This window comes from Micromonospora orduensis (assembly GCF_006228125.1).
GTDB lineage: Bacteria > Actinomycetota > Actinomycetes > Mycobacteriales > Micromonosporaceae > Micromonospora > Micromonospora orduensis.
In genome coordinates this window covers 1-5,305 of the sequence record NZ_VDFY01000124.1, presented here as the reverse complement: position 1 = coordinate 5,305, position 5,305 = coordinate 1, and the positions used below count along the sequence as shown (strand labels likewise).

Genomic DNA, 5,305 nt, shown 5'->3' with positions numbered 1-5,305 from the left:
CCCGCCGCCTCTCCGGTTGATCATGGGGTTGGCGGGGAGTTCGATCACCAAAGCGCTCGCCAACCTCATGATCACCGGGGGTGGAGGCGCTGGGTCGCGGCGTGGGTTAGTTGCCGAGGAGGCGGGAGAGGGTTGTTGCGCGACGGGAGGGGCGGTTGGTGCGCATCTCCGTTGTGTCGGCGGTGGTCATCACGCGGAGGGCGGTGTTGACGGCCAGCCACCGTAGGGGTTCCGGCTCCCAGCGGCGGGAGCGGTGGTTCACCCAGGGCAGGGTGGTCAGCTCGGTGCGTTCGCCGCGGATCAGGTCGGCCAGGGTGCGCCCGGCGAGGTTGCTGGAACCCACCCCGTCCCCGACGTAGCCGCCCGCCCAGGCCAGCCCGCTGGCCCGGTCGAAGCCCACCGAGGCCGCCCAGTCCCGGGCCACCCCGAGCGGGCCACCCCAGGTGTGGGTCACCGGCACGTCCCGGCCGAGCACCGGGAAGAGCTCCCCGAGCGTCCGCCGCAGTGCGGCGAAGACCCGTGGCTCCCGGTCGTAGCCGGGGGAGACCCGGGAGCCGAAATGGTACGGAGCACCGCGCCCGCCGAAGGCCAGCCGGCCGTCCGCGGTGCGCTGGCCGTAGATGATCACGTGCCGGTGGTCGGAGAACGTCTCGCGCTGGGCCAGCCCGATGCGCGCCCAGGTCTCCGCAGGCAGCGGCTCGGTGGCCACCATCAGGGAGTACACGGGTGCCACGGTTCGTCGCTGGCCGGGCAGCGCGGGCGTGTACCCCTCGGTCGCCCGGACCACCACCGGTGCCCGTACCGTGCCGGCCGCCGTCACCGCCGAGCCGGCCCGGATCGCGGTGACCGTCGTCCGCTCGTGGATGGTCACCCCGAGCCGTTCCACCGCCCGGGCCAGACCCCGGACCAGCTTCGCCGGGTGCACGGCCGCGCAGTGCGGGGTGTACGTCCCACCGCGTACCCCCTCTGCGGCGCAGCGGGCGGTGGCCTCGCCGGTATCGAGCAGCGCCAGGTGCTCGGCGCCGAAGCCGAACGCGCGGGCCTCGTCCACGGCGGCCCGGGCGCGGACGAGCTGGGGGCCGGTGCGGGCCAGGGTGACCGTGCCGCCGTCGGCCCAGTCGCAGTCGATGCCCTCGGCCGCGACCACTCGGCCCACCTCGCGGACCGTGTCGTGCAGGGCCCGTTGCATGGCGACCGCCGCGTCCCGACCGTGCCGCCGGGCCAGCCCGGTCAGCGAGGTGGGGAAGAGCGCCGAGCACCAGCCGCCGTTACGGCCGGACGCGCCGTACCCGGCGATCTCCTTCTCCAGCACGATGATCCGCAGCGCCGGATCGGCCCGGGCCAGGTGGTACGCCGTCCACAGCCCGGTGTAGCCGGCGCCCACGATGACCACGTCGGCGACCGCGTCGCCGGGCAGCGCCGGTCGCGGGGTCAGCGGCTCGTCCAGGGTGGACAGCCAGTGCGACAGCTCCCGGTAGTGCCCGGCGGGGTCGCCGCTCAGAGTCGCGCCCATGCCTCGGTGAGGACCGTACGCAGGATTTGTTCGATCTCGTCGAAGTGCTGCTGCTCGGCGATCAGCGGCGGGGCGAGCTGGATGACCGGGTCGCCCCGGTCGTCGGCGCGGCAGTAGAGACCGGCCTGGAACAGCGCGGTCGACAGGAAGCCGCGCAGCAGCCGCTCCGACTCGGCCTCGTCGAAGGTCTCCCGGGTCGTCTTGTCCTTGACCAGCTCGATGCCGTAGAAGTAGCCGTCGCCCCGGACGTCGCCGACGATCGGCAGGTCGTGCAGCTTCTCCAGGGTGGCCCGGAACGCGTCCTCGTTGGCCCGTACGTGCCCGACGAGGTCCTCGCGGGCGAAGACCTCCAGGTTGGCCAGTGCCACCGCGCAGGAGACGGGATGGCCGCCGAACGTCACCCCGTGGGCGAACATGCCCGTCTCGGTGAGGAACGGCTCCATCAGCCGGTCGCTGGCGATCATCGCGCCGAGCGGGGCGTACCCGGAGGTGATGCCCTTGGCGGTGGTGATGATGTCCGGCTGGTAGCCGTAGCGCACGGCGCCGAAGTACTCGCCGAGCCGACCCCAGGAACAGATCACCTCGTCGGAGACGAGCAGCACGTCGTACGCGTCGCAGATCTCGCGCACCCGCTCGAAGTAGCCGGGCGGGGGCGGGAAGCAGCCGCCGGAGTTCTGCACCGGCTCCAGGAAGACCGCCGCGACCGTGTCCGGCCCCTCGCGCTCGATGGCCCGGCCGATCTCGTCGGCCGCCCACCGGCCGAACGCCTCGGCGTCGTCGCCGTGCTCGGGCGCCCGGTAGAAGTTGGTGTTCGGCACCTTGATCCCGCCGGGCACCAGCGGCTCGAAGTCGCTCTTGATCCCGGGCAGGCCGGTGATCGACAGCGCGCCCATCGAGGTGCCGTGGTACGCGATGTACCGGCTGACCACCTTGTACTTGTTGGGCTGGCCGGTGCGCTTGAAGTAGGCCCGGGCCAGCTTCCACGCCGCCTCGACGGCCTCCGAGCCGCCGGTGGTGAAGAAGACCCGGTTGAGGTCGCCCGGGGTGAGCGAGGCGATCTTCTCGGCCAGCTCGACGGCCTTCGGGTGCGCGTACGACCAGAGCGGGAAGTACGCCAGCTCACCGGCCTGCTTGGCGGCGGCCTCGGCCAGCTCGGTGCGGCCGTGACCGGCGTTGACGACGAACAGCCCGGCGAGCCCGTCGAGGTAGCGGCGGCCCTGCGCGTCCCACACGTACGCGCCCTCGCCGCGCACGATGGTCGGCACCTCGCCGGCGGAGTAGCTCGCCATCCGGGTGAAGTGCATCCAGAGGTGGTCGGTGGCGTTGGCCATGTCAGCCCCATCGGTCGTCGGGCCGGTCAAAGGGGTGAAGCCGGCCGCTCTGCAACGGTTATCGCACAGTCACGGGCTCCTAGGCAAGTGGTATCAGTGGCGTCATGGGCCGGCCGCGACGGAATCAGCGAGCGGTTGCATTCTCGGCAACGGATTTCGCATCACTCCGCAGGGCTGGTGTGAGGTGGGCGTGGGGACGCTGGTGGGACACCTCGGGGGCGCTCGATGGGTGTCTTGAATGCACGCCAACACGTCCCACCGCAACACGCCGGTAGGCCGGAGACATCGACACTCAGCGTGGCTATCGTGCGCCGCAGCGTGCACCGAGTGGGGCGGCGCAGCGTGCATCACGCGGGGCGGCGCAGCGTACCGAGCGGAGTTGTGGTGTGTGCCCGGCGGGCGGGAGGATCCGGATGGCGAACGAGGCGTTGCGGGTGGCGATGGCCGAGGCGGGGGAGACTGTCGAGTCGCTGGCCGAGAAGGTCCGCGTCGACCCCAAGACGGCGGCGCGGTGGCTCGCCGCGGGGCGCATTCCGCACCCGCGTACCCGGATCGCGGTGGCCGAGGTCCTACGCCGGGACGCGGCCGATCTCTGGCCGGAGCCGTTCCGCCGCCGCGACCTGCCCTGGTTCCGGCCGTGGGCCGAGCTGGAGCAGGATGCCATCTCGCTGCGGTCGTATGAGCCGCTGCTCGTGCCAGGCCTGCTCCAGACCGAGGGGTACGCTCGCGCGGTCCTGAGCACCGGCGGGCTGGTCCCGCCCACCGAAGTGGACCAGATCGTCGCCAGCCGGATCGACCGGCAGGCGGTCCTGCGCCGCGATGCCCCACCGCAGCTCGTGGCGGTGATCGACGAGGTGGTGTTGCGCCGGCCGGTCGGCGACGGATCGGTGATGGCTGGCCAGCTTCGGCACCTCGCTGCCCGCGCCGGGTGGGAGCACGTCCAGGTCCGGGTGATCCCTGCCGAGAGCCCGTGGCACACCGGCCTCGCCGGCCCCTTCGTGCTGGGCCGGCTGTCCGACGGGACAGAATTGGCATATCTCGACAATCAGCTTCGCGGTCAGATCGTGACCGATCCCATCGACGTCGCTAGCCTGGGTCGAAGGTGGGAGAGCGTGACTGGCGAAGCGCTGCCGCAGCGGCGCTCGATCGAGCTGATCAGGGAAGTGGCGGAGACATGGACGTGACCAACGCTCGTTGGCGTACCGCTACCCGCAGCAGTAACAACGGCGGTGACTGCGTCGAGGTGGCCGACAACCTGCCCGGTCGGGTGCTGGTGCGGGACAGCAAGGACCGCGACGGCGGCACCCTGACCTTCGCGCCGACCAGTTGGCGTGCCTTCGTCGAGCAGTTGCGGCAGGCGTGACATGACCGACGCTCGTTGGCGTACCGCTACCCGCAGCAGTAACAACGGCGGTAACTGCGTCGAGGTGGCCGACAACCTGCCCGGTCGGGTGCTGGTGCGGGACAGCAAGGACCGCGACGGCGGCACCCTGACCTTCGCCCCGCCCGCCTGGGCGTCGTTCGTCGACGCGGTCCGGGCAACGGCACGCTGATCCACGCGGGATCACGAAAACCGGGGTATCAGGACCACCCGGACACCCCGACTTCCTGAAGGCCGAGTCGATCGAGCGCCGAGTCGATCATGCGCCATCAAGAGTGCGTCAGGCCGTACCCCAGGTATAGGTCTGCTTGCGCAGCTTGAGGTACACGAACGCCTCGGTGGCGAGCACGCCGGGCACCGCACGCAGCCGTTGCAGGATCTCCAGCAGGTGGTCGTCGTTGCGGCAGACCACCTCGGTGAGCAGGTCGAACGACCCGGCGGTGATGACCACGTAGTCGACCTCGTCCAGCTCGGCCAGCCGGTCGGCCACCGCCTCCAGGTCGCCGTCGGTCCGCAGCCCGATCATCGCCTGGCGGGGGAAGCCGAGCTGGAGCGGATCGGTCACCGCGACGATCTGCATGACGCCCGAGTCGAGGAGCCGCTGGACCCGCTGGCGGACCGCCGCCTCGGAGAGCCCGACCGCCTTGCCGATGGTGGCGTACGGCCGGCGGCCGTCCTCCTGGAGCTGTTCGATGATCTGCTTGGCCACGTCGTCCAGCAGAGCGTGATTGGCACCTTCACGTACAGCGACGCGTCGACCGCCGTTGCCGCTCTCGTGCTGCCGGTTCGTCATCGTGCGCTCCCCATGTCCCGAATCGTGATGTCGTGCGTGTGTCCCCGCGCAGTCTGGCGTATTTCGTCGTGCATCGCTAACCCCGCAACGGAATCCCTTGTGAGAGAGGGTCTCTCATGTCAGGATCAGTCGTCCCTGGTACTTGAACCTCTCGACATTCCCGCCGGCACAGTCCGGACGCGCCGCTGGCCGTTGTTCCTGGCCGCGGTGGTGGGTTGGCTGGTGCTCGCCGCCGCGGCGGCCGGGGTGGTCGCCTCGTACCAGGCGGGTCTGCGGCTGCGTGGTCG

At 71.1% G+C, this 5,305-nt stretch carries 6 protein-coding genes; 3 read left to right on the top strand and 3 right to left on the bottom strand.

The features are described 5' to 3' along the window. Window positions 1–106 precede the first annotated feature (106 nt). Both FHG89_RS09900 and FHG89_RS09895 read right to left on the bottom strand, forming a co-directional pair. Window positions 107–1,513 carry an NAD(P)/FAD-dependent oxidoreductase gene (locus tag FHG89_RS09900; RefSeq protein ID WP_139584078.1) on the bottom strand — a complete coding sequence of 469 codons (1,407 nt, stop codon included), beginning with the start codon at window positions 1,511–1,513 and terminating at the stop codon, window positions 107–109. Then, a complete protein-coding gene (locus FHG89_RS09895) occupies window positions 1,498–2,844 on the bottom strand; it encodes an aspartate aminotransferase family protein (protein WP_139584077.1) in 1,347 nt (448 codons plus the stop codon). Before FHG89_RS09895 ends, FHG89_RS09900 begins: the two co-directional genes overlap by 16 nt. Before the next feature lie 413 nt (window positions 2,845–3,257). Between FHG89_RS09895 and FHG89_RS09890 the strand changes: the two genes are divergently transcribed. From FHG89_RS09890 to FHG89_RS09880, 3 genes are read left to right on the top strand one after another with little or no spacing between them, the layout of a single operon-like run. Next, a complete protein-coding gene (locus FHG89_RS09890) occupies window positions 3,258–4,028 on the top strand; it encodes a helix-turn-helix domain-containing protein (RefSeq protein ID WP_139584076.1) in 771 nt (256 codons plus the stop codon). After that, the gene (locus FHG89_RS09885) at window positions 4,019–4,207 is read left to right on the top strand and encodes a DUF397 domain-containing protein (RefSeq protein WP_139584075.1); all 189 of its coding nucleotides are present in this window, start codon (window positions 4,019–4,021) and stop codon (window positions 4,205–4,207) included. Before FHG89_RS09890 ends, FHG89_RS09885 begins: the two co-directional genes overlap by 10 nt. A 1-nt stretch (window position 4,208) precedes the next feature. Then, window positions 4,209–4,397, top strand: coding sequence for a DUF397 domain-containing protein (locus FHG89_RS09880; protein WP_139584074.1), 189 nt, complete (start codon window positions 4,209–4,211; stop codon window positions 4,395–4,397). A gap of 108 nt (window positions 4,398–4,505) precedes the next feature. On the opposite strand, the gene FHG89_RS09875 is transcribed toward FHG89_RS09880, so the two are convergent. Beyond that, on the bottom strand, window positions 4,506–5,018 hold the full coding sequence (locus FHG89_RS09875) for an Lrp/AsnC family transcriptional regulator (RefSeq protein WP_139584073.1): 513 nt from the start codon (window positions 5,016–5,018) through the stop codon (window positions 4,506–4,508). Window positions 5,019–5,305: the final 287 nt, after the last annotated feature.